Source organism: Streptococcus sp. 27098_8_186, assembly GCF_041432055.1.
In the GTDB taxonomy this organism is placed as follows: Bacteria; Bacillota; Bacilli; order Lactobacillales; family Streptococcaceae; genus Streptococcus; species Streptococcus dentalis.
Genome location: NZ_JAPVYV010000002.1, coordinates 58829 through 82324 on the forward strand (window position 1 = coordinate 58829; position 23496 = coordinate 82324).

A 23496-nucleotide genomic window follows, 5' to 3' on the forward strand; every position below is an offset into this window, starting at 1 on the left:
GATGGTTATCTTTCAATACTTATCAAATATCATTCAAATCTATTCCATCATTCTTGTCATCTATGCCTTACTATCTTGGTTCCCTGGGGCACCTCAGAGTACTCTTGGACAAATGGTTCACCGCCTAGTTGAACCATTTTTGAGCCTTTTTAGAAAGTTACCATTGCAGTTTGGGGGCTTGGATTTTACAGTTCTAGTAGCACTTTTGGTCTTGAACTTGATGAATCAGTTATTAGCCCGCTTGTTCCTACTTTTGATTGGATAGAATACAATGGGACAGACAGAGATTTACCAACATTTCAATCGCGAAGATCACGAATTCATTGATCGCTGTATTGAATTGTCTGAAAGAGTGGTGGAACGCTATTCTGTTGAGGTGACGGGTTTTTTAAACCCTCATCAGGTCACTATTTTACGAAATGTCGCGGCAAGCTACCAATTACAGGTCTTTGCTTCCAGTGATGAGCAGAAAATGGAGTATGCTAAGGTTATTGTTGCTCCAGATTATTACCAATTAGATCCAAGTGACTTTGATCTGGCCTTATTGGAAATGGTCTATGCTTCAAAATTTCATCACTTGACCCATTCCCAGGTACTGGGGACCATTGTTCACCAATTAGGTGTGGAGCGCAAGTCCTTTGGAGATATTCTGACGAGTGATGGAAAGATCCAAGTATTTGTTGAACAGCGTTTTGTTCACTATTTCATGGATCACATCCAGAAAATTTCTCGGGTACCTGTTAAGCTGAGGGAAGTTCCTCTATCTGAACAAATGATCGTAGAGGAAGAAAGCCAGCAGCGAGATATTCTCGTGTCGAGTTATCGGTTAGATAAGGTGATTGCTGGGACCTTCAAGCTTTCGCGATCACAAGCTAGTCAGTTGATTAGTTCTGGTCTAGTGAAAGTTAACTATGCGACTACTTCCAATGTTAGCTATTCTGTAGGTCTGAATGATTTAGTCAGTGTCCGACGCTTTGGGCGTCTTAAAATTGTTTCTGAAAATGGTATTTCAAAGAGTGGAAAATATAAAGTAACTGTTGAAGTACTCTTAAGTAAAAAATGAGGAGGAGTTATGGCTCTTACTGCTTTAGAAATTAAAGATAAAACTTTTGGCGTTAAATTTAGAGGGTATGATGCGAACGAAGTAGAAGAATTTCTAGATATCGTTGTTCGCGATTATGAAGATCTTGTTCGTTTAAATCATGATCAAGAAGCAAAAATTCAAGCTCTTGAAGAACGCTTAAACTATTTTGATGAAATGAAAGATTCATTGAGTCAATCTGTTTTGATTGCACAAGATACTGCTGAACGTGTGAAACAAGCAGCTAACGAACGTTCTGAAAATATTGTTCGTCAAGCTGAACAAGATGCACAACACTTAGTAGATGAAGCAAAACAAAAAGCAAATGAAATCCTTCGTCATGCAACGGATAATGCCAAGAAGGTTGCCGTTGAAACAGAGGAATTGAAGAACAAGACACGCGTCTTCCATCAACGTTTGAAATCAACCATCGAAAGCCAATTGAGCATTATCGATACACCTGAATGGGATGAAATTCTTCGTCCAACAGCTATGTACATTCAAACAAGTGATGAAGCTTTCCGTGAAATTGTAGAGAAAGCTTTGGGTGAATCAGTTCACCATCATCATGCAGAAGATGATAACATTGATTTGACTCGTCAATTCTCTCCAGCTGAAATCGAAGAATTGCAAAAGCGCATCGAAGCTGCTAATTTAGAATTGGGTGCAACACAAGCGTTTGAAGGTTTGAATGAAAAAGTTCAATCCGCTTTAGAAGAAGCAGAACACGCTCGTCATGAAAATGAGGAAGTCGTTGAGGTTGAAGAAACTGTTCAACCAGAAGATGATGCAAATCGTGAATCTGTCAATATTTTATAATTTTGTAAAAATAGGTCCATTAATGATAGGTCTAGCGAGCAGATGATGGTGGAAGATCTGCACTCCCTCTTAATGGATGATCCTTTTACAGTATTCGTTCTGAACCCTTGAGTAAGAACGGACGTTTCCCTCGTTACGGGATGAGAGGAGAAGGTCGCTTGCGACTTCTCGAACAAAGGTGGTACCACGAGCAATCGTCCTTTTTAGGATGCTCGTGTTTTTTTTATAGCTTTTAAATCAATAAGGAGACATAATGAAACTCAAAGAAACATTGAATCTTGGGAAAACAGCTTTTCCAATGCGGGCTGGGCTTCCAACGAAGGAACCAGTTTGGCAAAAAGAATGGGAAGATGCAAAATTGTATCAACGCCGTCAAGAGTTGAATGAAGGAAAACCGCATTTTACCCTTCATGATGGCCCTCCCTATGCTAACGGAAATATCCACGTTGGACATGCTATGAACAAGATCTCAAAAGATATCATCGTTCGTTCTAAGTCTATGTCAGGATTTTACGCCCCTTATATTCCAGGTTGGGATACCCATGGTTTGCCAATTGAGCAAGTCTTGGCTAAACAAGGTGTGAAACGTAAAGAAATGGACTTGGTTGAGTATTTGAAACTCTGCCGTGAATACGCTCTTTCTCAAGTAGATAAACAACGCGAAGACTTTAAACGCTTAGGTGTTTCAGGTGATTGGGATCATCCTTATGTAACCTTGACGCCTGACTATGAAGCAGCGCAAATCCGCGTCTTTGGTGAAATGGCCAATAAAGGCTATATCTACCGTGGGGCTAAGCCAGTTTACTGGTCTTGGTCTTCTGAGTCAGCCCTTGCGGAAGCAGAGATTGAATACCATGATTTGGTATCAACGTCTCTTTACTATGCTAACAAAGTTAAAGATGGTAAGGGTGTCCTAGATACAGACACTTACATCGTTGTCTGGACAACAACTCCATTTACGGTTACAGCATCTCGTGGATTGACGGTAGGTGCAGAGTTTGATTATGTCGTAGTGAAACCTGCTGGATCTGACCGCAAGTATGTCGTAGCATCTGAGCTCTTGCCAAGCCTTTCTGAAAAATTCGGTTGGGAAAATGCTGAAGTCCTTGCGACTTACCAAGGGAAAGAATTGAACCATATCGTGACAGAACACCCATGGGATCCGGAAGTGGATGAATTGGTGATCCTTGGTGAGCATGTAACCCTTGATTCAGGTACTGGTATCGTCCATACTGCTCCTGGTTTTGGTGAGGATGACTACAATGTAGGGATTGCCAATGGCCTCGAAGTTGCTGTTACTGTTAATGAACGCGGAATCATGATGGAGAATGCTGGTCCTGACTTTGCAGGTCAGTTCTATGACAAGGTTGTTCCAACGGTTATCGAAAAACTTGGAGATTTGCTCCTTGCTCAAGAAGAAATCTCTCACTCCTACCCATTTGACTGGCGGACGAAAAAACCAATCATCTGGCGTGCCGTACCACAATGGTTTGCCTCAGTATCGAAATTCCGTCAAGATATCTTGGACGAAATTGAAAAAGTGAAGTTCCACTCAGAATGGGGGAAAGTCCGTCTTTACAACATGATTCGTGACCGCGGTGACTGGGTCATCTCTCGTCAACGTGCCTGGGGTGTGCCTCTTCCAATCTTCTATGCAGAAGATGGAACACCGATCATGACGGCTGAAACCATCGAACATGTAGCGCAACTCTTTGAAGAGCATGGTTCCATTATCTGGTGGCAGCGTGAAGCGAAAGACCTCTTGCCAGAAGGATTTACGCATCCAGGTTCACCAAATGGCGAATTTACAAAAGAAACAGATATCATGGACGTCTGGTTTGATTCAGGTTCATCATGGAATGGGGTTGTCGTTAACCGTCCTGAACTCAAATATCCAGCGGATCTCTACCTAGAAGGTTCAGACCAATACCGTGGTTGGTTCAACTCATCTCTTATCACATCTGTGGCGAACCATGGTGTCGCACCATACAAACAAATCTTGTCTCAAGGTTTTGCTTTGGATGGTAAAGGTGAGAAGATGTCTAAATCTCTTGGAAATACCATTGCTCCAAGTGATGTTGAAAAGCAATTTGGTGCTGAAATCTTGCGTCTCTGGGTAACCAGTGTAGACTCAAGTAATGACGTGCGTATCTCAATGGATATCTTGAGCCAAGTGTCTGAGACTTACCGTAAGATCCGGAATACTCTTCGTTTCTTGATTGCCAACACTTCTGACTTTAACCCAGCTGAGGATGCAGTTACTTATGACGAGCTTCGTTCAGTAGACAAGTACATGACCATTCGCTTTAACCAACTTGTTAAGACCATCCGTGATGCTTATGAAAACTTTGAGTTCTTGACGATCTACAAGGCGCTTGTTAACTTTATCAACGTTGATTTGTCTGCCTTCTACCTGGATTTTGCCAAGGATGTTGTTTACATCGAAGGAGCGAAATCGCTAGAACGCCGTCAAATGCAAACAGTCTTCTATGATATCCTTGTGAAAATCACTAAACTCTTGACTCCAATTCTTCCTCACACTGCTGAAGAAATCTGGTCCTATCTTGAGTTTGAAGCAGAAGACTTCGTTCAGTTGTCAGAATTGCCAGAAGCAGAAACGTTTGCCAACCAAGAAGAAATCTTGGATACTTGGTCAGCCTTCATGGACTTCCGTGGTCAAGCTCAAAAAGCCTTGGAAGAAGCGCGGAATGAAAAAGTCATCGGTAAATCACTTGAAGCTCACTTGACCGTTTATCCAAATGAAGTGGTGAAAACACTTCTTGGAGCTGTTGATAGCAATGTAGCTCAACTTTTGATTGTCTCTGAATTAACTATCGCAGAAGGACCAGCCCCAGAAGGTGCAGTGGCCTTTGAAGATGTAGCCTTCACAGTTGACCGTGCTGCTGGTGAAGTTTGTGACCGTTGCCGTCGTATCGATCCAACAACTGCAGAACGTAGTTATCATGCAACCATCTGTGATCACTGTGCAAGCATCGTTGAAGAGAACTTTGCAGACGCAGTTGCAGAAGGCTTTGAAGCAAAATAATAGATATCAAAAGAAGTTCCATAAAGGAACTTCTTTTTTAATTGCTAGAATGGTCTATAAATTCATGCATTAAGGAAATAAAAAAGTAAGGCAAATTGGCCTTACTTTGTAATTGGAAAGGAAATTTCAATTAGTTTATCGGAGTAGAGGGTTTTAATAGCGGATTGGTCAATGATTTGAAGATCAATCTTACGTTTTAAAAAGAACTCACGAATTTTTTCTACTTCAGTTTCACGAATAGCTCGGTGTTTGTTACTGATCAATAATTCATAGTGTGTTGGGGCCTGTGTAAAAACGACATCGGTATTGCCCGCGGAATAAACCTCGACAAGCAAGGCGTCAGTGCTGGCAAGTTGGCTTTTGACCAGTGCAGCATGACTATTTGTGGTATTAATGAGCTTCATATGAGTTCCTCCTAACCTCTATCTTCATTTATTATAGCACTTTTTTATTTATTGTGAAAGAATTCCTTTATTTTTTGTGGGTATTTTTCCACTGTTCAATGCCCCATTTGTGACTGCCACGTTTGAGTTTTTCAATAGCTTCATCTACAGGAAACCAAGCAAGATTGTTAAAATCTTCCAGTGGTTTTTGAGCCTCTGTATAGTCTACAACTTCATAAATATAGGCAGGATTGTAGTAGTAGGTGTCGCGATGGCTAGAATAGAAGTACTCATCTGCTTGGCCATAGTATTGTCCTAAAATAGCGGTAAAGCCTAATTCTTCGATCAGTTCCCGTTTCAGAGCTTGCAAGTGATCTTCACCTGCCTCGATTTCCCCGCCTGGTAAGAACCAGGCTCCATTAGGAGCTTGAACGAGGATGATCTGATCCGTGTCCTTATTGGGAATAACAGCGTAGACACCATAGCGATTGACGTAGGTCACATCTTGTTTTTTTTCACCAAAACTTGGAATGGTCATGGTTTTCTCTTTTCTTATTTTTTCATCATTATATCATATTTTTTAGCAAAAATCTGGAGGGAAAAAAGAAAGAGACTGGATTTTCCAGTCTCTGAATGTACATTTACTGATTATGATTATGACTTCTTTTCAGCCGTCTTATGAACAGCTTTGATGCTAATATTTCCATTGCTGGTCATGACTGCTTTGAGTTGTTTCTCACTTGGATGTTCCAGGTAATAATCGGTAATAGCATCTTCGATATGATCTTGAATGGTACGACGGAGTGGGCGGGCCCCCATTTTTGGATCGTATCCCAGATCGACCAATTTTTCTTTGACCTTCTCTGTCACATCCAGATGAATCTCATTTTGTGCGAGACGTTGATTGACTTCATCCAGCATGAGGGTAACGATTTGGAGAAGGTTTTCTTTTGATAGAGGTTGGAATTCAATGATGCCATCAAAACGGTTCATGAATTCAGGGCTAAAGAAGTTACCGAGTTCTCCAAGTACAGAGTTGGTTCGACCTTCGCGAGCAGCTCCAAAACCAACATTGGCCTCAGCTTTGCCAGTTCCAGCGTTAGAGGTCATGATGATAATGGTATCTTTGAAGCTGACGGTACGGCCTTGACCATCTGTCAAACGGCCATCATCCAAGACTTGCAAGAACATGTGCATGACATCTGGATGGGCTTTTTCCACTTCATCCAATAACACGAGGGAGTAAGGATTGCGACGAACCTTTTCCGTTAGTTGTCCAGCTTCATCGTAGCCAACATAGCCCGGAGGAGCTCCGACTAGTTTCGCTACGCTATGTTTTTCCATGTATTCGCTCATATCAAAGCGGATCATATTGTCTGCAGAGCCAAAGAGCTCGATCGCTAATTGTTTAGACAACTCGGTCTTTCCGACACCAGTTGGTCCGACAAAGAGGAAGCTTCCGATTGGACGGTTAGGCGATCCTAAGCCGACACGATTGCGTCGAATGGCTTTCGCGATTTTATCTACTGCATCGTCTTGACCAATCACATGAGCTTTCAAATCAGAAGCCAGATTGATCAATTGAGACTGTTCTTTTTCTTTCAAATCGCCAACAGGAATATTGGTCTTTTGTTCAACGATGTGTTCAATAGTTTTTTCACTGATGACAGGGGTCTCTTGATCGGTGATATGTTGACCTTGCATTTCCTTGTATTTCGCGATTTGATCGCGGAAGTAGGCTGCTTTTTCAAAGTCTTCTTCGCGCGTCGCTTGGGCTTTGAGGTTTTCAGCTTCAATCAAGCGCTGGTCGATCACTTTTGGATCCACAAAGTTTAGGGTCAGGTTCATCTTAGATCCCGCTTCATCCAACAGATCAATGGCCTTGTCTGGCAGGAAGCGATCTTGGATGTAACGGTTTGACAGAATAGCTGCCGCTTCGATGGCCCCGTCTGTATAGTGGACGTGGTGGTAGTCTTCGTATTTTTTCTGGATGCCCTTGAGGATGGTGATGGTTTCTTCAACCGTTGGCTCATCGACCTTAACGGGCTGCATCCGACGTTCCAAGGCCGCATCTTTTTCAATGATACGGTATTCATTGAGGGTAGTAGCCCCAACTAATTGGAGTTCACCGCGCGCCAAGGCTGGTTTGAGGATATTTCCAGCGTCCATATTGCTCTCACCAGCAGATCCTGCACCAACAATTTCATGGATTTCGTCGATGAACAGGATAACATCTTCGCGTTGACGAATTTCATCCATTAATTTTTGCATGCGTTCTTCGAATTGACCACGGATGCCTGTACCCTGAACGAGGCTCACAACGTCTAGGCGGATGACTTCTTTTCCTTGCAATTTATGAGGAACGTCGCCATCGACGATTTTTTGAGCCAGGCCTTCCACAACGGCAGTTTTTCCGACCCCAGGCTCTCCAATCAGAACCGGGTTGTTCTTGGTTCGACGGTTGAGAATTTCGATGACACGGATAATCTCCTCGTCACGGCCAATGACAGGGTCAATATCCCCTTTGCGGGCAATTTCTGTAACATTGATGCCGAACTCCTCTAACAGTCCTTTTGGCTTTTGAGGGCGTGCTTGACGAGGGTCTTGACCGTCGCCACGGTTATTGTTTTGACCGTAGCCACCACCTCCATAACTGCCTCCGGATTGAGTTGGAGGGGTTTGAGGTTCTTGCGGACTTTGGAAGTTTCCAAGGTTATTGAAGAAATCTTCAAAAGGATCTCCAGTGAGTTGACTCCGTTGGCTCATGCCCTTCAAGAAGCTGTTATTTGGGTCTGTTTTCATAATTTTATAGCAATTTTGACAGAGGTCTACTTGCTGCTGACGTCCATTTACATTTGTATATAAATGGATGGTTGATTCATTTATTTTACAATTTTGACAAAGCATATACATACCTCACAGTAGGTTTTTGATGGTTTTCCATCAAGAGACGAGCCTATTTTTAAAAGGTCAAAAATAGTCAAAGATTTATAGTTTCATTATATCAGTATTCTAGAAGTTTGCAAGAATTTGCTACGGAATGTCGCTAAGGATTAAAGAAGAGAGTAAATCAATGGAAAAATGTGAATTTTTATTGGAAGAGCTTTCTCTTTTATGATAAAATAGGAGAGTAGAAAGTAAAGAGGAGAAATAAAATGGAATCACATTTAGTACGGATTATCAACCGTTTGGAGACGATGACAAAAGACGGTGGAAACTTAAAACGTAATTTTGAACGTGACGGTGTTGTTGTCGCTGAAGTAGCCTACAACCACAATGAAGAAGAAGGTTCAACCTTTACACTTCGTGATGTTAAAGCGCGTGAAACCTATACATTTGATAGCATTGATTTAATTGCAATGGAAATTTATGAATTACTTTACTAAGTAGCTGAGTGGATGAGTTTGGGGTGGTCTCAAGCTCATTTTTTGTCCATCTGGTTATAGTTTTCGTCTATAAGAAATTCTAAGCAGGAACAGTTAGGTTTGAGAGTTGAAATCTGCTATAATAGAGAGGACTATTTTCATTACTTGACTAGAAAGAGAATTGACATGACGACAATCATTGATGGGAAGGCGCTCGCTACAAAATTACAGAGTGAGATTGCGAAGAAAACAGCACGATTAAAAGAAGAGACAGGAGTTGTGCCTGGCCTCGTTGTAATCGTGGTAGGAGATAATCCAGTTAGCAAAATCTATGTAAGAAATAAAGAGCGTTCTGCTATTGCGGCAGGCTTTCGGAGTGAAGTGAGACGACTTCCTGAAAGCATCAGCCAAGCTGAGTTATTAGAAGTGATCGAACATTACAATCAAGATCCTCTTTGGCATGGGATTTTGGTGCAGTTGCCACTGCCTAAGCATATCGATGCGGATGCAGTCCTTTTAGCCATTGATCCGACAAAAGATGTGGATGGCTTTCATCCATTGAATATGGGACGCTTGTGGGCTGGAAATCCTCTCATGGTCCCTTCAACACCTGCTGGCATCATGGAGATGTTCAAAGAGTATGGGATTGATCTAGAAGGGAAGCGAGCAGTCGTGATTGGTCGTTCCAATATCGTTGGAAAACCAATGGCGCAGTTGCTCCTCGCCAAAAATGCGACGGTAACCTTGACCCATTCTCGGACCCATCATCTGCCTAAAATTGCTAGAAGAGCAGATATCTTGGTTGTTGCGATCGGTCGTGCGAAATTTGTAACAGCAGACTTCGTGAAAGAAGGTGCCGTCGTCATTGACGTCGGAATGAATCGTGATGAGAATGGCAAATTGTGTGGGGATGTCGATTTTGACTCCGTTGCCCCTTTGGCCAGTCATATTACCCCGGTACCAGGAGGAGTTGGTCCTATGACCGTCACCATGCTTATGGAGCAGACCTACGAAGCAGCTGTTCGTGCCTTAAAAAAATGAAAGTGTGAACAAGATGAAGTTTGTATTTGATTTAGATGGAACTCTGTCATTCGATGGTGTCACAATCGATGATGAAATCAAACAGGTCTTATTGAGAGCAGAAGAATTTGGCCATGAAGTTGCCTTTGCTTCTGCACGTTCTTACCGGGACTGCTTGGACCTTTTAGGGGATCCATTGAGTCAACAACTCGTGATAGGCTTAAATGGTGGATTGGCCTATCGTCAGGGACAATTAGTATATGAGGAACAATTGGACAAGGATGTGTATCGGGAAGTCCTTGGCTTTTGTCACCATTACAATCTACCATTTTTTGTGGATGATACCTTTGATTATAGCGGACAGATTTTGGAAAAGATTCCTTTTGTTGTTAATGTAGACCCTCTCAAGAAAGCCCAGTATCGTTCGTTAGAGGAGCTGACAGATCCGATTAAGGTTGTGATCTATATGGGTGGCCATGAGGAGCTCGTGGATGAGATCATCGAGCGAATCGAAAAGACAGACAAGGCCCATATCCGCTATCATGCGCATGAAAAATGCATCTATCTCAATCCAGCAGATACGCATAAAGCAACAACCGTAGAAGAACTCTGTGGAGAGAATTTCGTGGCTTTTGGCAATGATCAAAATGATATCGAGCTCTTTGAAAAAGCTCTTTATGCAGTTCAGATTGGTGATTTTCCAGCCCTTCAGCCTTATGCGGATGATCAATTGGTAGCCAAACAAAATCAACCACAAGCTGTGGCTGCTAAGATCTTGCAAGTCTTTGCAGAATTCAGAGGAAAATAAAAGAAGGGGGGGGAGTCGTGGCTTCTCCTTTTTCGCTAGAAATGAGGATGGTATGAGAAGAGTTGAGAAAGAAGAGATCCAGCGAGTCATTGTGCAGCGAGAGGCAAAGTCTTATAAGGGTGATTTTGGCCGTCTGCTCTTGATTGGCGGGACTTACCCCTATGGGGGAGCTATTATTATGGCGGCGCTTGCTGCGGTTCATAGTGGAGCGGGTCTAGTCACTGTTGCAACAAATCCTGATAATCTGACAGCCCTTCATAGCCATCTTCCTGAAGCCATGGGCTTTGATTTGGCAGATCACGAACTCCTTTGTGAGCAGCTCCAAAAAGCCAGCGTGATTCTCGTAGGACCTGGCTTAAAGGAAGTAAGAGAAAACCAAGCAATCTTGCACATGATTTTTGAGCAAGTCTCTAGCCAGCAGGTCTTGATTTTGGATGGAGGAGCTATTAGTCTTTTTGCAAGCTCTCAGTTTGACCTGCCAGAGGCTCAGTTGGTCTTTACCCCTCATCAAAAAGAATGGGAAAAACTGTCAGGGCTTGAGCTAGCAAGCCAGATTGAAGACAAGAGTCGAAGAGCAGTACAGAACTTTCCTAAAGGGACTGTCATTGTAGAAAAAGGGCCTCACACCCGCATTTGGACAAGTGGGCAAGAAGAGGGCTATCAGCTAGATGTTGGTGGCCCCTATCAAGCAACAGGGGGCATGGGGGATACCTTGGCAGGGATGATCGCAGGATTTGCGGGTCAATTCCCACAGGTCAGTCTCTATGAGCGCGTGGTGGTTGCGACCTATCTCCATTCAGCCATAGCAGAAGATTTGAGCAAGGAGGATTATGTGGTTCTACCCACGACTATCAGCAAAGAAATCCCCAAATGGATGAAAAAGTGGAGTGACAAAGATCAGGTTACCAGCACTGAAAATAGAAAATAGGTAAAAAAGATGAAGGAAAGCATTCGGAAAGCAAATCAGTATATCAATGAAAACAGGGAGAAGGTTGACCAGCAATATAGAGGGGCATTTCATTTGCTGCCTCCAATCGGCTGGATGAACGATCCAAATGGTTTTGTTTATTTCCGTGGGGAATACCATTTGTTTTACCAATTCTATCCCTATGATAGTGTTTGGGGTCCCATGCATTGGGGGCATGCCAAATCAAAAGATCTTCTCCATTGGGAAGAATTACCAGTAGCTATAGCACCAAGTGAAAGCTATGATAAGGATGGTTGTTTCTCAGGTAGTGCTATTGTGAAAGATGACAAGCTCTATTTGCTGTATACTGGTCATGTAGACGATGAGGAAAAGCGCGAGGAGACTCAGTGTCTTGCGGTGTCGACAGATGGCATTACCTTTGAAAAGTTGCCTACTAATCCAGTGATCCATGCTCAACATATTGAGGGGATCGCAGATATTGCAGATTTTCGTGATCCTAAAGTATTTGAATACGAAGGAAGCTATTACGCTGTCGTTGCTTCTAAGACGCCAGATGACAGTGGTCAAATTCTCCTATTTGCATCAAGTAATCTAGTAGATTGGGACTTTACATCAGTCCTTCTAGAAGGTGAAAAAGGGCAAGGGATTATGTGGGAGTGTCCTGATTTCTTCCCTTTAGATGGCAAATGGGTCTTGATTCTGTCTCCCATTGAAATGGAAAGGCAGCAAGAAAAATACTGGAATTTAAATTCGACGGTTGCCTTTATCGGTGACATGAATTGGGAAACAGGGCGCTTTCATGTCGATTCTTATGATGAATTGGATGGTGGTTTGGATTTCTATGCCCCTCAAACTAGTCAAGGACCAAATGGCGAACGATACATGGTTGCCTGGATGCAAATGTGGCACCGGTCTATCCCCAGTCATGATTTAGCCCATGGGTGGGCAGGTAGTATGACTCTTCCAAGAAAATTGTCCTTGAAAGACGGACGATTGGTTCAGGAGTTACCTGAGTCAGTGAAAGAACACTTTCTTGTAGAACATGCATCAGAAACCATTGTTCAGGGCAATCAGATCACGATCCCAGCGAGAGGGAAACAAACCTTGTTTGAGCTAGATACCAAACCGGGTCGCTCCTTTATCCTTGGATATGGCGATGAAACCGATCCTGATAGTGTCTTGCAATTGGTTTACGACGCCTCTCAAAAACGCTTTAGCTTAAGTCGAGACCAATTTGGGCACCCCATTTCTGGAAAAGAAAATCCAGCATTTCAATCGAGATGGATTCAGTTGGATGCTGAAAAAGATCATCATTTTTTGATCATTCGCGATACCAACTCAATCGAAGTATTCGTGGATGGTAAAACTCTCTCGATGACCTTTTATGAAACGACTGAGAATCCTGTCTATACCCTCACGGCAGATGAAGGAGTTGATTGGGTCGTAAAAACCTATCAAAAATAGGAAAGCAATAGCCTCCTAAAGAATAAAAAGACAAGTACTGTGACTTGTCTTTTTTGTGTATTCCAACTTGGTCTTGAGTTTTAAGGATGCTGGTGTCAAACAGACAAGTAGAGAGCAACTTGAATAAAATGAGGCCTGTAGAGAAAGGAAATTCATGATTTCGCTTTGTCTGCCAGCCTTTTTTGGTGTTTTTTGGTATAATTAAACTTGATCATATTCTGCAGAAAGGAGTTCCTATGTCCAACTATTTATCCGTATCAAGTTTGACCAAATATTTGAAATTAAAATTTGATAAGGATCCCTATTTGGAAAGGGTTTATCTGACAGGGCAGGTCTCCAATTTCCGAAAACGTCCCAACCACCAATATTTTTCATTAAAGGATGAAAAAGCGGTTATTCAGGCGACGGTCTGGGCTGGGGTTTATCGAAGCTTTGGTTTTGAGCTAGAAGAAGGCATGAAGATCAACGTCATCGGTCGCATTCAGCTCTATGAGCCAAGTGGGAGTTATTCCATTGTTATCGAAAAGGCTGAGCCAGATGGGGTAGGGGCCTTGGCCATCCAATTTGAGCAACTCAAGAAAAAGTTGACCGAAGAAGGGCTCTTTCAGGATCGGTGGAAGCAAGCTCTGCCACAATTTCCAAGAAAGATCGGGGTCATCACCAGTCAAAGTGGGGCCGTGATTCGCGATATTATCACAACGGTGAGCCGACGCTTCCCTGGTGTAGAGATTGTGCTCTACCCGACCAAGGTTCAGGGAGAAGGCGCATCTAGTGAGGTGGTTGCTAATATTCAAAGGGCTAACCAACGGGATGATTTGGATGTCTTGATTATCGGTCGTGGGGGTGGTTCGATTGAAGATCTCTGGGCCTTTAATGAAGAAGCAGTGGTGCGAGCCATCTTTGAATCGCGGATTCCGATTATCTCCAGTGTTGGACATGAGACAGATACGACTCTAGCCGATTTTGTAGCAGACCGACGAGCCGCTACTCCGACAGCCGCTGCTGAATTGGCCACTCCAGTAACCAAGTTGGATCTCTTGTACCATTTACAAAAGCAGGAAAATCGCATGGCAACAGCGATGTCCAATCGCTTGGCCTATAATCGTGAACGCTTGGCCAAATTAAGTCAATCGGTTATTTTTAGACAGCCTGAAAGACTCTATGATGGCTACCTGCAAAAGATTGACCAGTTGCAATTGCGTTTGAAACAAGGGATGCGCGATGCTTATGGACAAGGGGCCAATCAGCTGCAAGGTCTGCGTCATCGCCTAGAAGCCACGTCTCCTTTGCATCGCATCGAGCGCTACCAGGACCGCCTGCTCCAAGATAAGAGAATCTTAATCAACCGAATGGAACAAGTCCTTAAAGAGCAAAAGATCAAGGTGCAAGGCTTATCAGAAGCTCTCTTGATGCTCGATACCAGTCGGATTATTGCGCGTGGCTATGCCATGGTTAAGGAAGGAGATCAGGTCCTAGATTCGGTTGCGAAAGTAACAGAAGGGGACCCGCTATCCCTCATCATGAGAGATGGCCAGTTAGAAGTAGAGGTAAAACATGTCGAAAGAAAAGAAATTTGAAGAAAATTTAGCAGATTTGGAAGCCATCGTCCAAAAATTGGAGAGTGGTGATGTGGCTTTAGAAGAAGCCATTACAGAATTCCAAAAAGGAATGAAGTTGTCAAAAGAATTGCAAGATACCTTGGATCAAGCAGAGAAAACCTTGGTCAAGGTCATGCAAGCAGATGGTACTGAAGCGGATCTAGCATGAGACAAGAAGAAAAACGAAATAGAGTAGAGCAAGCGGTTCGCTCTTTTTATGAGGAGAAAGCCGTTGCCCCCCATTTAGTGGAGTCGGTCCTTTATTCCATCCAGGCAGGTGGAAAACGCCTGCGCCCCTTGCTCCTTCTAGAATTGTTAGAGGCCTTTGGACTGGAATTGACGGAGGCTCACTTTCAAGTGGCAGGGGCTTTAGAGATGATCCATACAGGAAGCCTTATTCACGATGATCTGCCTGCCATGGACAATGATGATTACCGTCGGGGACAATTGACCAATCATAAGAAATTCGGAGAAGACCTGGCGATTTTAGCAGGGGATGCGCTTTTTCTCGATCCCTTTGGGATGATAGCTGCGAGTGCCCTTCCTGATGCGGTCAAGGTCTCTTTGATCCTTGAATTGTCGGATGCTTCTGGTAGTCGTGGAATGGTAGCTGGTCAAGTCCTTGATATGGAAGGGGAGCACAAACAGCTCACGCTGACAGAGTTGCAGACCATCCATGCTAATAAGACAGGACGCCTCCTTGCCTATCCTTTCATCGCAGCAGGTTTGATTTTAGAGTTGCAAGCAGACATTGGTCAGCTCCTAGAAAAAATCGGGAAAAAATTAGGCCTGGCTTTTCAAGTGAGGGATGATATTTTGGATTTGGTCGCTGATTTTGAAGCTCTGGGGAAGACCCCTCAAAAGGACTTAGTAGCTGAAAAATCGACCTATCCAGCCCTGTTGGGATTGGAAGAATCAAAAGCTATGCTGACAAGCGAATTAGACGCTTGCGAGGACTTGTTGGATCAGATTACAGCTGCTTGCGACTTTGATCCGCGAGCGATCAAGAAATTAATAGAAGGATTACGAATAGATGGCTAAGGAAAGAGTGGATGTATTAGCCTATAAACAAGGCCTATTTGATACCCGCGAACAAGCCAAAAGAGGGGTGATGGCAGGTCTTGTCGTTGCCGTTATCAATGGTGAGCGCTTCGATAAACCGGGTGAAAAAATTGATGAAGCAACCGAGTTGAAATTAAAGGGTGAAAAACTAAAATATGTCAGCCGGGGCGGTCTTAAATTAGAAAAAGCCCTGAACCAATTTGGTTTATCTGTAGAGGGTAAAATTGCGATTGATATTGGAGCTTCTACAGGTGGCTTTACAGATGTCATGCTGCAAAATGGAGCCAGCCAGGTCTTTTCGGTGGATGTCGGGACCAATCAGTTGGCCTGGAAATTGCGCAATGATCCTCGGGTGGTCTCGATGGAACAGTTCAATTTCCGCTATGCCGAGCCAGATGATTTTGAAGCGACACCGAGCTTTGCGAGTATCGATGTCAGCTTTATTTCCTTGGACTTGATTCTGCCAGCCCTTCACCGGATTTTGGCAGAAAATGGACAAGTCGTGGCCTTGGTGAAACCTCAGTTTGAGGCAGGACGCGAACAGATCGGGAAAAATGGGATCATTAAGGATCCTAAGATTCATTTAGCCGTTCTTGAAAAGGTCGCTGCTTTTGCAGGGACACATGGCTTTGCGGTAATGGGAGTAGATTATTCCCCTATCCAAGGAGGCCATGGCAACATCGAATTTTTGATGTATCTAGAAAAAAAAGAAGAGAAAACAAAGCCGACTACAGAGCAGCTGGAGGCTGTTGTGGAGCGGGCACACAAGGAATTTAAACATGAAGAGTAAGAATATCAGATTAGAAAAAATTCGTCGCTTCATTCGCGATCATGAAGTGGGGACGCAAGAAGAGATCGTCGAACATTTGAAAGAAGAAGGCATCTCAGCAACCCAAGCGACGGTATCACGGGATATCAAAGAATTGGGCATCGTAAAACGCCCTCTGAAAGACATGTCCTATGTCTATGAATTGCCACGTAAGCACCACCAAGGGATCGGGATGATCGAAAGCAATATTTTGTCTCATCGTCGTATGGGAGAATATGTCAATTTCACCATGGTTCCAGGGACAGCGCCTTTAGTTAAACGGCGCTTGCGGGAGATTTATAAGGAGCATATCTTTAGTATTGTCGCAGATGATGATACGATCTTGCTGATCGCCTATTCAGCTCCAGAAGCAGAGAATATCCTCAAATCAATCTTTGGGTGGTAAGAGCCTATGCTATTAGAAATTTCGATTAAGAACTTTGCCATTATCGAAGAGATTTCCTTAAATTTTGAAAAGGGAATGACGGTACTGACGGGGGAAACAGGTGCTGGTAAATCCATCATCATCGATGCCATGAACATGATGCTGAGAAGCCGTGCAACGACGGATGTCATTCGACACGGAGCCCCAAAAGCGGAAATCGAAGGTCTCTTCACCGTTGAGAGCAATCGTCACTTGACGGCTCTCTTTGAAGAGCAAGGACTAGAGTGGACCGATGAATTGATCATTCGCCGAGAGATCTTGCAAAATGGACGAAGTGTCAGCCGGATCAATGGACAAATGGTGAATTTGTCTGTCTTAAAGGCAGTTGGGCAACATTTGGTGGACATCCATGGCCAGCATGATCAGGAAGAACTCATGCGGCCCCAATTGCATATCGCTATGCTGGATGAATTTGGGGATGCAGCCTTTTTCCAAACTAAAGATGCTTATCGTCAGACCTTTGAAGACTACAAACGCCTGCGCAAACAAGTGGTGGAACTCCAGCGCAACCAGCAGGAAAATAAGGCCCGTATTGAAATGATAGAGTTTCAAATTGCAGAGATTGAGGCTGCTTCCTTGGAAGTGGATGAGGATGTGCGTTTGGAGCAAGAACGCCAACGCCTGCTCAATCACAAGATGATTGCAGATACCCTAACCAATGCCTATACCATGCTGGATGCAGAAGAGTTTTCGAGCCTCTCCAATGTTCGCTCAGCCATGAATGATCTGGAGAGCATCGAAGAATATGATCCCAGCTACAAAGAGCTCTCAAGCCAATTATCTGAAACCTTTTATGCCCTTGAGGATATTACCAAGCGCTTAGAAGATGTGGTCGATGGTCTGGAGTTTGATGGCAATCGCCTCATGCAGGTGGAATCGCGTTTGGATTTGATCCACTCTATCACGCGCAAGTATGGTGGCCAAGTCAAGGACGTCTTGGAATACCTGGCGCAAATCACCAAAGAATATAGCCTTCTCACTGGAAGTGACCTCTCGTCTGAGGATTTGGAAAAAGAACTCAAACGTTTGGAAAAGAGTTTGGTCACCTTGGCTCAAGATTTGAGTGATCAGCGGCATACTTTGGCCCAAGCCTTGGAAAATGAAATCCAGCAAGAATTGGCAGATCTCTACATGGACAAGGCGCGCTTCCAAGTGCGTTTTAGCAAGGCTAAGTTTAATCGGGAGGGAAATGAAGCTGTCGAATTTTATATTTCGACCAACCCAGGTGAGGACTTTAAACCCCTTGTCAAGGTAGCATCTGGCGGAGAATTGTCACGCTTGATGTTGGCCATTAAATCTGCTTTTTCTCGAAAAGAAGGAAAAACTAGTATCGTCTTTGACGAGGTGGATACAGGAGTCTCTGGGCGCGTGGCCCAAGCTATCGCAGCGAAAATTCATAAGATTGGTCAAAATGGCCAGGTGCTTGCCATTTCTCACTTGCCGCAAGTCATCGCTGCAGCAGATTATCAATTCTATATTGAGAAAATCAGTGATGAACACTCAACTGTCTCTACTGTGCGTTTGCTCAATAGAGAAGAACGAATCGAAGAAATTGCCAAGATGCTGGCAGGAGAGGATCTAACGGAAGCTGCCCGTCAACAAGCAGAGCAACTTCTCAAGCGTTAAGAGAAAGAAGGTTTGAACCAATGTCAACATACTTTGTAGTCGGAGATATTCACGGAAAAGCACAAATGCTAGAAGAGCTCATGACAGAGTGGGATGGAAAAGCTCAATTGGTTTTTTTAGGGGATTTGATAGATCGAGGCGAAAACAGCAAACGATCGATTGAAATCGTGAAGGACTATGTAGACCACCACGGAGCTGTTTGCCTTTCCGGGAATCACGAGTACATGTTTTTAGCCTGGTTGGACAATCCAGAAGAGCGTTATGACCACTACCGAAGAAATGGTGGCGATACGACTATCAACTCTCTGTTAGGCCGGCCGCTCGATGCTCCTGTAGATGGGATTGCGGATGCGCAAGCCGTAGAGAACACCGTTCCTGACTTGGTGGCCTTTATCCGCAGTTTGCCCTTTGACTACGAGACAGAAACCTATTACTTTGTCCACGCTGGTGTGGATCTAACCCTTGAAAATTGGCGGGAAACCAGTGATTACCAAAAAGTCTGGATTCGTAAACCATTCCATGAAGCGGAGAATCATACAGGCAAATGGATCGTCTTTGGCCATACACCGGTCTATGGACTGCTCAATGAGCCAGTCGGCACCGAAAATCTTTGGATTTCAGATCAGAAAATGGGCGTCGATGGTGGCGCTGTCTTTGGAGGAGTCCTCCATGGATTGCTCTTGGATGATCAAGGTATTGTCCAAGACCATGTCCTTCACAATACAGGTTTTTCTGCCGCAGACGACTGAGGAAGCAGGAATGGATATCTTTCACTGCAAAACCCCGTGTTTTTTGATATAATGAAAGCAGAACATTCTTAGGAAGAGTATAGAATTATATGGTAAATATTAAAATAGTTACAGACTCATCTATTACAATTGAGCCTGAAGTGGTTGAAGAATATGGCATCACCATTGTGCCACTTTCTGTTATGGTGGATGGAGTCCTTTATTCTGACAGTGAGTTGGGAGAAGGGGACTTCTTGCGCTTAATGCAGTCTAGCAAAAATCTTCCAAAGACCAGCCAACCACCTGTTGGAGTCTTTGCGGAGGTGTATGAAAAGTTAGCAGCAGACGGAGCTCATATCGTTTCGATTCATATGTCTCACGCCTTGTCAGGAACAGTAGAGGCGGCTCGCCAAGGGGCAACTTTGTCAGGGGCAGAAGTAACTGTGATTGATAGTGGCTTTACAGACCAAGCCATGAAGTTCCAAGTGGTTGAGGCAGCTAAGTTGGCTAAAGAAGGAGCAGATCTAGACACCGTTTTAGCTCGTATCGAAGAAGTCAAAGAAAAGACAGAGTTGTATATCGGCGTATCTACCTTGGAAAATCTAGTTAAAGGTGGTCGGATTGGCCGAGTTACCGGACTTTTGAGCTCGCTTCTTAACATCCGTGTGGTGATGGAAATGAAGGACCATCAGTTGGAACCAATCGTCAAGGGCCGTGGAAACAAGACCTTTAAGAAATGGTTGGATGAATTGGTAGAGAAATTATCCCACAGCAAGGTGGCTGAGATCGGGATTTCTTACGCAGGGACACCAGAATGGGCCAATGAAATGAAGGCTCAGTTGCAATCGCTCGTTGAAAAAGCGATCCCTGTTCTCGAAACTGGATCGATTATTCAAACCCATACAGGTGAGAATGCATTTGCAGTTTTGGTGCGCTACGAATAAGCTAAATAAATGTTTAAAAAAACAGGTTTAGTACTTGACCTAAAGGCTTTTTTTAGATATGATAGTACTGTTAAGGCGTAAAGCCTAAAAAAAATTGGAGGATTTGTTAAATGGCTAACAAACAAGATTTGATCGCAAAAGTGGCAGAAGCTACAGAATTGACTAAGAAAGATTCAGCAGCAGCTGTTGACGCTGTGTTCGCAGCAGTTTCAGAATACCTTTCAAAAGGTGAAAAAGTTCAATTGATCGGTTTCGGTAACTTCGAAGTTCGTGAACGTGCAGCTCGTAAAGGTCGCAACCCACAAACTGGTAAAGAAATCAAAATCGCAGCTTCTAAAGTTCCAGCATTCAAAGCTGGTAAAGCTCTTAAAGAAGCAGTTAAATAATTGCATTTTGAAAAACCATCCTAGATTTCTAGGATGGTTTTTTTGTTGGACAGCTCTATAGGATAAGGGTATAATAGGAAAAAAGAAAGAGAGAAAAGACCATGCGATTCATTTTAGGCCTCTTTGCCTTGTTGTTTATCCGACCTATTTTGTATCTATTGAAAGGGCTGTGGTTTGTACTGGAATTTTGCTTTATGATCCTCGTGGTCAAAATGATCCTAGGAACCGTGCGCTGGATGACCAGTTGGATCGGTTGAGAGTAGATGAATCTATTTCAGGCTCGTGAATCAATGTCCCCTGGACATTAACTCGCTTTTCCGATTTCAGGCTCGTGAAAAAAATGTCCACTGGACATAAGCTCGCTCTTCCATTTTCAGGCTCGTGAATCAATGTCCCCCGGACATTTTTTTTAATTAAAAGCATTCTAAATAGTGATTTATTTTGAAACATGATATAATAAGGGTAACGAATCGATTAAATCATATTGGAAAGGGGGAATCATAGTGAACGCATTGCATCGTCATGAAGAAGAGCGCGTGGAAGAAGTCTTGCATAATTTACGTGCTAAGGGCATTCGGATTACCGATACCCGCAGAGCAGTTCTTTCTTATTTAGTGGCGAGTCATGAACATCCAAGCGCTGAGAAGATCTATCGCGATTTATTGCCTCAGTTTCCAAGCATGAGTCTAGCAACTGTCTACAACAATATCAAGGTTTTGATTGATGAGGGGGTTGTTTCTGAGATCAAGGTTCGCAATGATACCACGACCTTTTTTGATTTCATGGGGCATGACCATTTGAATGTGGTGTGTGAAAAATGTGGCCGTATCGCAGATGTGGACATTGAAGTCCCAGATCTTCGCAAAGAAGCAGCGAGTCAAAGTGGCTACCAGATCACCAAGACCCAGATGACCGTCTATGGCATTTGCCCCGACTGTCAGAAAATTTAATGGGAGAGAAACCAGAGCCGTCAGGCTCTTTTTTGTGAGAAATTGCACTTTTCTATGGTCGCCACTAGATTTTTCACTGAAAATCTAGTAGAATAGAATAGATAAACGGGGGAAACCTCGGAGAATAAAAAGGAGATCCATCTAATGGTAAAATTGGTTTTTGCTCGCCACGGTGAGTCTGAATGGAACAAAGCTAACCTTTTCACTGGTTGGGCTGATGTTGATTTGTCTGAAAAAGGTACACAACAAGCGATCGACGCTGGTAAATTGATCAAAGAAGCTGGTATCGAATTTGACCAAGCTTATACTTCAGTATTGAAACGTGCGATCAAAACGACTAACTTGGCTCTTGAAGCTTCTGACCAATTGTGGGTTCCAGTTGAAAAATCATGGCGCTTGAACGAACGTCACTACGGTGGTTTGACTGGTAAAAACAAAGCAGAAGCTGCTGAACAATTTGGTGATGAACAAGTTCACATCTGGCGTCGTTCTTACGATGTATTGCCTCCTGCAATGGACCGTGATGATGAACACTCAGCACACACTGACCGTCGTTATGCTTCACTTGACGATTCAGTGATTCCAGATGCTGAAAACTTGAAAGTTACTTTGGAACGTGCCCTTCCATTCTGGGAAGATAAAATCGCTCCAGCTCTTAAAGACGGTAAAAACGTATTCGTAGGAGCACACGGTAACTCAATCCGTGCTCTTGTTAAACACATCAAACAATTGTCAGACGACGAAATCATGGATGTGGAAATCCCTAACTTCCCACCATTGGTATTCGAATTTGACGAAAAATTGAACGTTGTAAAAGAATACTATCTTGGAAAATAATTATAAAAGATAAAAGGCGGGATTTATTCCGCCTTTTTTTGAGAAGATAATTAGTTTAGAATTTCGATATACTCCAGTCCCCAACTTTCAATGGCATCTAGAACACCTTGAAATTTTCTACCCATTTCAGTTAGACTGTATTCGACCCGAGGGGGAACTTCAGCATAGACTTTACGCTCCACGATTTTATCATTCTCGAGCTGTCTGAGGTGTCGTGTTAGAATGGTTTGGGTAATGCCAGGAATTAGACGTTGTAATTCATTAAAACGCTTAGTCCCCGTACTGAGTTGATAGATGATGACGAGAGCCCATTTGCCTGTTAGTACACGCTGTGTCGTGGCAAAAGGACAAATTCCGTATTCACTGACTTTGGTTACCATAATTCCTCCAAATTTTTTAAAATTATTCTCTTGTTTGACAATAATAGTATCGTATTTGATACTAGATAACAATAAAGTGCCTACTTGTCTTTTTATTAGTAAGTGATAAAATTATATCATAAATAAGAGAAACGAGGAGTAACTCATGTCAGTAAATTTAGAAATTTTTAATGCATATAACAATGGTCTTATAACAGGTGATTTTCCAGCTGTTTTTGAGACTATGGCAGATGATATCATCTGGCACCAGCCAGGTCAGCATAGTAATTCCGGTACAGTTGTTGGAAAAGAAGCACTTGGAGCACACTTGGCTCAATTTTCAGAAAAAACAAACGGTACCTTCAAAGTATTGACTAACTGGGTGTCTGAAAATATTGACCTTGTAGCAGCCAATGTGACCTTTGTCGGAACTCGCCCAGACGGCGAGGAACTCAACATGAATGGTATTGATCTTTTTCGCATGGATGATGGAAAGATCAAGGAAGTTTGGCTCTTTTCATCAGATCAAGCAGTAGAAGATGCTTTCTGGGGTTAGACAGTAAATTAATCTAGAATCTGAAATGAAATTTGATTTATGGATCGTGATGACAAGCACTCAGCACACACTGACAGTCGTTACGCTTCACTTGACGACTCAGTAATTCCAGATGCTAAAAACTTGAAAGAAACCTTGGAACGCACTCTTCCATTCTTGGTAAATAAAAATATCCAGTGGATATTTTTATCCCGAGCCTGAAAACGCCAAAGCGAGGCTTATCCAGTGGATATTTTTATCCCGAGCCTGAAAACGCCAAAGCGAGGCAATTTTAACGGGATTT

General features: G+C 43.2%; 26 protein-coding genes and 1 pseudogene. 23 read left to right on the top strand and 4 right to left on the bottom strand.

The genetic code is table 11. From position 1 onward, the window contains the following. Window position 1 precedes the first annotated feature (1 nt). The 4 genes from O3602_RS03040 to ileS all read left to right on the top strand — a co-directional run bounded on the left by O3602_RS03040 (window position 2) and on the right by ileS (window position 4946). Window positions 2-265 (top strand): YggT family protein, encoded by a 264-nt coding sequence (locus O3602_RS03040; RefSeq protein ID WP_003011858.1) that lies wholly within the window; start codon window positions 2-4, stop codon window positions 263-265. Between the two features lie 6 nt (window positions 266-271). Further along, window positions 272-1063 carry an RNA-binding protein gene (locus O3602_RS03045; RefSeq protein WP_155125500.1) on the top strand — a complete coding sequence of 264 codons (792 nt, stop codon included), beginning with the start codon at window positions 272-274 and terminating at the stop codon, window positions 1061-1063. Window positions 1064-1072: 9 nt separating this feature from the next. Then, complete coding sequence (locus O3602_RS03050; protein WP_021152770.1) at window positions 1073-1900, top strand: DivIVA domain-containing protein; 828 nt, start codon at window positions 1073-1075, stop codon at window positions 1898-1900. 253 nt (window positions 1901-2153) lie between these two features. Beyond that, window positions 2154-4946 (top strand): isoleucine--tRNA ligase, encoded by a 2793-nt coding sequence (gene ileS / locus O3602_RS03055; RefSeq protein ID WP_270298895.1) that lies wholly within the window; start codon window positions 2154-2156, stop codon window positions 4944-4946. A gap of 101 nt (window positions 4947-5047) precedes the next feature. Here the strand turns inward: ileS and O3602_RS03060 are convergent, their stop codons facing one another. From O3602_RS03060 to O3602_RS03070, 3 genes are all read right to left on the bottom strand, one after another. Then, window positions 5048-5350: a DUF1827 family protein gene (locus O3602_RS03060; RefSeq protein WP_003012157.1), complete on the bottom strand. Its 303-nt coding sequence runs from the start codon at window positions 5348-5350 to the stop codon at window positions 5048-5050. Between the two features lie 67 nt (window positions 5351-5417). Further along, a complete protein-coding gene (locus O3602_RS03065) occupies window positions 5418-5867 on the bottom strand; it encodes an NUDIX hydrolase (protein WP_371611127.1) in 450 nt (149 codons plus the stop codon). Window positions 5868-5983: 116 nt separating this feature from the next. Continuing rightward, entirely contained in the window at window positions 5984-8236 is a 2253-nt protein-coding gene (locus O3602_RS03070) for an AAA family ATPase (RefSeq protein WP_371611128.1), read from the bottom strand. Window positions 8237-8484: 248 nt separating this feature from the next. Between O3602_RS03070 and O3602_RS03075 the strand changes: the two genes are divergently transcribed. From O3602_RS03075 to O3602_RS03155, 17 genes are all read left to right on the top strand, one after another. Beyond that, the gene (locus O3602_RS03075) at window positions 8485-8715 is read left to right on the top strand and encodes a DUF1797 family protein (RefSeq protein ID WP_003011913.1); all 231 of its coding nucleotides are present in this window, start codon (window positions 8485-8487) and stop codon (window positions 8713-8715) included. A gap of 165 nt (window positions 8716-8880) precedes the next feature. Then, the gene (locus O3602_RS03080) at window positions 8881-9735 is read left to right on the top strand and encodes a bifunctional methylenetetrahydrofolate dehydrogenase/methenyltetrahydrofolate cyclohydrolase (RefSeq protein WP_371611129.1); all 855 of its coding nucleotides are present in this window, start codon (window positions 8881-8883) and stop codon (window positions 9733-9735) included. Window positions 9736-9748: 13 nt separating this feature from the next. Then, window positions 9749-10522 carry an HAD-IIB family hydrolase gene (locus tag O3602_RS03085; protein WP_003012261.1) on the top strand — a complete coding sequence of 258 codons (774 nt, stop codon included), beginning with the start codon at window positions 9749-9751 and terminating at the stop codon, window positions 10520-10522. Between the two features lie 52 nt (window positions 10523-10574). Further along, complete coding sequence (locus O3602_RS03090; protein WP_003011660.1) at window positions 10575-11450, top strand: NAD(P)H-hydrate dehydratase; 876 nt, start codon at window positions 10575-10577, stop codon at window positions 11448-11450. A 9-nt stretch (window positions 11451-11459) separates the two neighbouring features. Further along, complete coding sequence (locus O3602_RS03095) at window positions 11460-12914, top strand: glycoside hydrolase family 32 protein (protein WP_003011892.1); 1455 nt, start codon at window positions 11460-11462, stop codon at window positions 12912-12914. A 236-nt stretch (window positions 12915-13150) separates the two neighbouring features. Beyond that, complete coding sequence (xseA, locus tag O3602_RS03100) at window positions 13151-14491, top strand: exodeoxyribonuclease VII large subunit (RefSeq protein WP_371611130.1); 1341 nt, start codon at window positions 13151-13153, stop codon at window positions 14489-14491. Continuing rightward, complete coding sequence (locus O3602_RS03105) at window positions 14469-14681, top strand: exodeoxyribonuclease VII small subunit (RefSeq protein WP_003006013.1); 213 nt, start codon at window positions 14469-14471, stop codon at window positions 14679-14681. The genes xseA and O3602_RS03105 overlap by 23 nt, the downstream gene beginning before the upstream one ends. Beyond that, the gene (locus O3602_RS03110; RefSeq protein ID WP_371611131.1) at window positions 14678-15553 is read left to right on the top strand and encodes a polyprenyl synthetase family protein; all 876 of its coding nucleotides are present in this window, start codon (window positions 14678-14680) and stop codon (window positions 15551-15553) included. Before O3602_RS03105 ends, O3602_RS03110 begins: the two co-directional genes overlap by 4 nt. Continuing rightward, window positions 15546-16364 carry a TlyA family RNA methyltransferase gene (locus O3602_RS03115; protein WP_342986517.1) on the top strand — a complete coding sequence of 273 codons (819 nt, stop codon included), beginning with the start codon at window positions 15546-15548 and terminating at the stop codon, window positions 16362-16364. Before O3602_RS03110 ends, O3602_RS03115 begins: the two co-directional genes overlap by 8 nt. Further along, window positions 16354-16788, top strand: coding sequence for an arginine repressor (locus O3602_RS03120; RefSeq protein WP_342986516.1), 435 nt, complete (start codon window positions 16354-16356; stop codon window positions 16786-16788). The genes O3602_RS03115 and O3602_RS03120 overlap by 11 nt, the downstream gene beginning before the upstream one ends. A 6-nt stretch (window positions 16789-16794) precedes the next feature. Beyond that, entirely contained in the window at window positions 16795-18453 is a 1659-nt protein-coding gene (gene recN / locus O3602_RS03125) for a DNA repair protein RecN (RefSeq protein WP_371611132.1), read from the top strand. A gap of 20 nt (window positions 18454-18473) precedes the next feature. Continuing rightward, on the top strand, window positions 18474-19202 hold the full coding sequence (locus O3602_RS03130) for a metallophosphoesterase (RefSeq protein WP_342986514.1): 729 nt from the start codon (window positions 18474-18476) through the stop codon (window positions 19200-19202). Window positions 19203-19291: 89 nt separating this feature from the next. Next, the gene (locus O3602_RS03135) at window positions 19292-20125 is read left to right on the top strand and encodes a DegV family protein (protein ID WP_004219672.1); all 834 of its coding nucleotides are present in this window, start codon (window positions 19292-19294) and stop codon (window positions 20123-20125) included. A gap of 110 nt (window positions 20126-20235) precedes the next feature. Next, on the top strand, window positions 20236-20511 hold the full coding sequence (locus O3602_RS03140; RefSeq protein WP_003006038.1) for an HU family DNA-binding protein: 276 nt from the start codon (window positions 20236-20238) through the stop codon (window positions 20509-20511). Between the two features lie 101 nt (window positions 20512-20612). Beyond that, a complete protein-coding gene (locus tag O3602_RS03145) occupies window positions 20613-20768 on the top strand; it encodes a hypothetical protein (RefSeq protein ID WP_004219735.1) in 156 nt (51 codons plus the stop codon). 246 nt (window positions 20769-21014) lie between these two features. Next, window positions 21015-21461: a Fur family transcriptional regulator gene (locus O3602_RS03150; RefSeq protein ID WP_151379160.1), complete on the top strand. Its 447-nt coding sequence runs from the start codon at window positions 21015-21017 to the stop codon at window positions 21459-21461. A gap of 144 nt (window positions 21462-21605) precedes the next feature. Next, entirely contained in the window at window positions 21606-22298 is a 693-nt protein-coding gene (locus tag O3602_RS03155; protein WP_003012031.1) for a phosphoglycerate mutase, read from the top strand. 50 nt (window positions 22299-22348) lie between these two features. Here the strand turns inward: O3602_RS03155 and O3602_RS03160 are convergent, their stop codons facing one another. Continuing rightward, window positions 22349-22678: a helix-turn-helix domain-containing protein gene (locus tag O3602_RS03160; RefSeq protein ID WP_037606644.1), complete on the bottom strand. Its 330-nt coding sequence runs from the start codon at window positions 22676-22678 to the stop codon at window positions 22349-22351. A 145-nt stretch (window positions 22679-22823) separates the two neighbouring features. Here O3602_RS03160 and O3602_RS03165 point away from each other — a divergent pair, with 145 nt between their 5' ends. Both O3602_RS03165 and O3602_RS03170 read left to right on the top strand, forming a co-directional pair. Then, entirely contained in the window at window positions 22824-23213 is a 390-nt protein-coding gene (locus O3602_RS03165; RefSeq protein ID WP_002890784.1) for a nuclear transport factor 2 family protein, read from the top strand. Between the two features lie 39 nt (window positions 23214-23252). Continuing rightward, window positions 23253-23381: pseudogene (locus O3602_RS03170) on the top strand (phosphoglycerate mutase); the annotation flags it as partial. Window positions 23382-23496: the final 115 nt, after the last annotated feature.